The sequence below is a fragment of the Psychromonas sp. B3M02 genome (assembly GCF_003318165.1).
GTDB lineage: Bacteria > Pseudomonadota > Gammaproteobacteria > Enterobacterales > Psychromonadaceae > Psychromonas.
Genome location: NZ_QOCB01000152.1, coordinates 1 through 3,084, shown reverse-complemented (window position 1 = coordinate 3,084; position 3,084 = coordinate 1). Strand labels below are relative to the sequence as shown.

Here is a 3,084-nt window from a genome sequence, read left to right as displayed (position 1 = left end):
AATTATCTTAATCAAGTTTAAATCTTATATTTTTCTATTAATTGAGCTCATTTTCTCTTTTTAGGCTAATGATCACACCTTATTTTGTAAACAAATATATACTTTAGGGGTAGATTGATCTTGTGTTGTTTGATATATATATATTATTTGTAAATTCAAGGTCAATTTAAATGTCTGTTATAGATACTAAATTCCATTGGAGTATACGTATGAATCAGCACAAAATCGTATTTCTATCCGTAGTCATTGGGTTATTTTTATTAACTGGATGCACTTCTGATAACCGCTATCTCATTGGACCAAATAATCAAGGTGGTGACGCTTTGGAGAATGATGGTTCAGATAAAATTCAGGTATTATTTTTTATAGAAACCGATGAATCTAAAGATAAGCATTCAATTCTGGTTCATGCTAATGAGCGTTTGCTAGGCGCATTGACCCAAGGCTTGTATTTCAATGCCGCTTTTTGTCCTGGTGAGAAGATTTTACGTTTTGAGAAAAGAGAAAAAGGTTTTCATGTACAAGACACGGTTACTAACACGCATTATGTGAACTGGAATATACCAAAAGGAGAAGATCTCTATATTGGTGTCTCGGTTAATGAAGAAGGAACCATCGATGCAACACCAAAAAGTGAAATAGAAGCCAAAGAAATACTTGGAAATATTGAATACAAAACGTTTTTAGTAAATCGAAAAATTGATATTTGTGAACCGCTCGTACAACCACTACCCCCTGCAGAAGAACCGGTAAAATTGAAGAATATCGAGTTATCTGCTGATGCTTTGTTTGCGTTCGATAGTGCTCGCTTAAAGAATGAAGCTAGCAAAGCAGAAATCGATAAGTTAATAGCACAAATTAATAGTGCTCATCTTACCATTACCAAAATTGTAGTAAGTGGGCATACAGACCGTTTGGGACCAACGGCTTACAATCAATCGCTTTCAGAGAAAAGAGCTGAGAGTATTGTAAACTATCTCATCACCAAGGGAATCACTTCAAGGATAGAATCAATAGGCAATGGAAGCCGCTACCCCGTCACTAAGACACAATGTACTAACACCTTATCTAAAAAAGAATTAATTACTTGTCTACAGCCTGATCGACGCGTCAGCGTTGAATTGTGGGGAAGTTTCAAAGAAAAGTCTGTTTCAAGTATAAAAAAATAAACTCTGTTCCCGACTGACAGTGTTTTAGGAGGATTCCATGTTTAATAATATCAATATCTTAACGCAAAGCTCTGAAGGCCAATTAGAAGCGAATTTAGTGACTAGTGATAGCCTTAATCCGACTATTCTTAAAGCACAAGAAGGCGTTGGATATGAATTACGTAGTGTGGACTCGCAATTAGCACCTCAACAAGTACTTGTCTCTAGAAATGGAGCAGATTTAGAATTACGCTTTGATGAATTTGCGACAGCAGACACACCTGTTGATGCGATTATAGAAGGCTACTACGATCTTCCTCAACCTCCTGCGTTAAGTGGTATCTCTGAAACCGGTGTTTACTATGATTATGTTCCTCAAACTGGTCTTGAAGATGGCTTATCTTGGAATTTAGGCGATGGTTTTAGTACTTATCAAAGCCTTGGTTATAGTGAAGTTGCTTCGAGTGCTTTCCCTTGGTGGGCCGTTGCAGCAACTGGCGCTTCTGTTGCTGGAGTAGCGGCAGTGGCAGCCTCTTCAAGTGAAGGTAGCTCTGACTCAGATACTGCGTCTACAATAACCATTAATGAACAGAGTTTGGACAATAATAGACCAGCAATCTCAGGTACTGTAGATGATCCTGATGCCAATATTATTATAGCTATCGATGATGTTGATTATACTGCTATTAATAATGGCGACGGGACTTGGGAGTTGCCTGAAAACACTGTCGATGCCTTAGAAGAAGGTGAAGTCATTGTTTCTGCTACTGCGACCGATAATGATGGTAATAGTGAAACAATTACAGGAACCATTATTATTGATGCGATTGAAGTTGATGTTACTTTAGATACATTGATTGCAAATGATACCTCCCCTACTTTAACTGGCACGGTTAACGACCCTACGGCCGGTATTGTCGTGAGCCTAAATGGTATTGATTATGATGCTGTAAATAATGGTGATGGCACATGGTCTCTCGATAACGATGTTTTCCCTGAATTAGAAGAGGGAGAGCTAACCGTCATTGTTACTGCTACAGATGAGGCTGGTAATATTGATATTGAAAGTGACACAATTGTTATCGATATTACTCCCCCTATTTTATCTCTAGACCCTATTATCACGGATGATTCTACTACCCTGTTGACTGGTCAGGTTGACGATCCTGATGCGAGTATTGTTGTGACTGTTGATGGTGTTGATTATTCAGCTATCAATGATGGTGATGGCACTTGGACATTACCAGATAACACGCTACCGCAGTTAGCTGAAGGAGAAGTCGCGATTTCTATTACTGCAACTGATAATGCTAATAATAGTGAAACTATTACAGATACCATTACGATTGATATGGATCAACTTGAAGTAGGAGCAAGAAGCGTAGTTGTTGCTGAAAACAAGCCTCAACTTGAAGGGATAGTTGATGATCCTGAATCCACAGTGATCATTACTATTCAGGGAGTGGAGTGTGAAGCTATAAATAATGGTGATGGTACTTGGACGCTTGATCCACAGAACATACCTGAACTCTCAGAGGGGATGACAGCTTATACCGTAACTGCTATTGATGATACGGGGGTTAGACACTCAACAAGTGGTACTGTCACTGTTGATTTAACTGCACCTAACGTTTCTATTAATTCAATGATTACCAAAGATAATACTCCAAGCCTGACAGGTACTGTTGATGACTTAAATGCGACGGTTGTAGTTACAGTGAATAATAGTGAATATGTCGCAATTAACACTGGAGATGGTACCTGGGTATTAAGTGACAATACAATTTTAGCTCTTGATGAAGGTAGTACTAGTGTAACGGTTACTGCAAGTGATGCGTTAGGTAATAGTATATCGTCAACGGGTGAAATTATTGTCGATACTATTGGCTTAAATATCACCTTAGATGCATTAATTACCAATGAGACCTCACCAGCG

General features: G+C 38.5%; 2 protein-coding genes. Both read left to right on the top strand.

Going from position 1 to position 3,084, the window contains the following annotated elements:
* Nucleotides 1-209: 209 nt before the first annotated feature.
* Nucleotides 210-1,169, top strand: a complete 960-nt coding sequence (locus tag DS885_RS16815; protein WP_181817789.1) for an OmpA family protein — start codon at nt 210-212, stop codon at nt 1,167-1,169.
* A 37-nt stretch (nt 1,170-1,206) separates the two neighbouring features.
* On the top strand, nt 1,207-3,084 hold a 1,878-nt coding region (locus DS885_RS16810), incomplete at its 3' end, for an Ig-like domain-containing protein (RefSeq protein ID WP_258546943.1).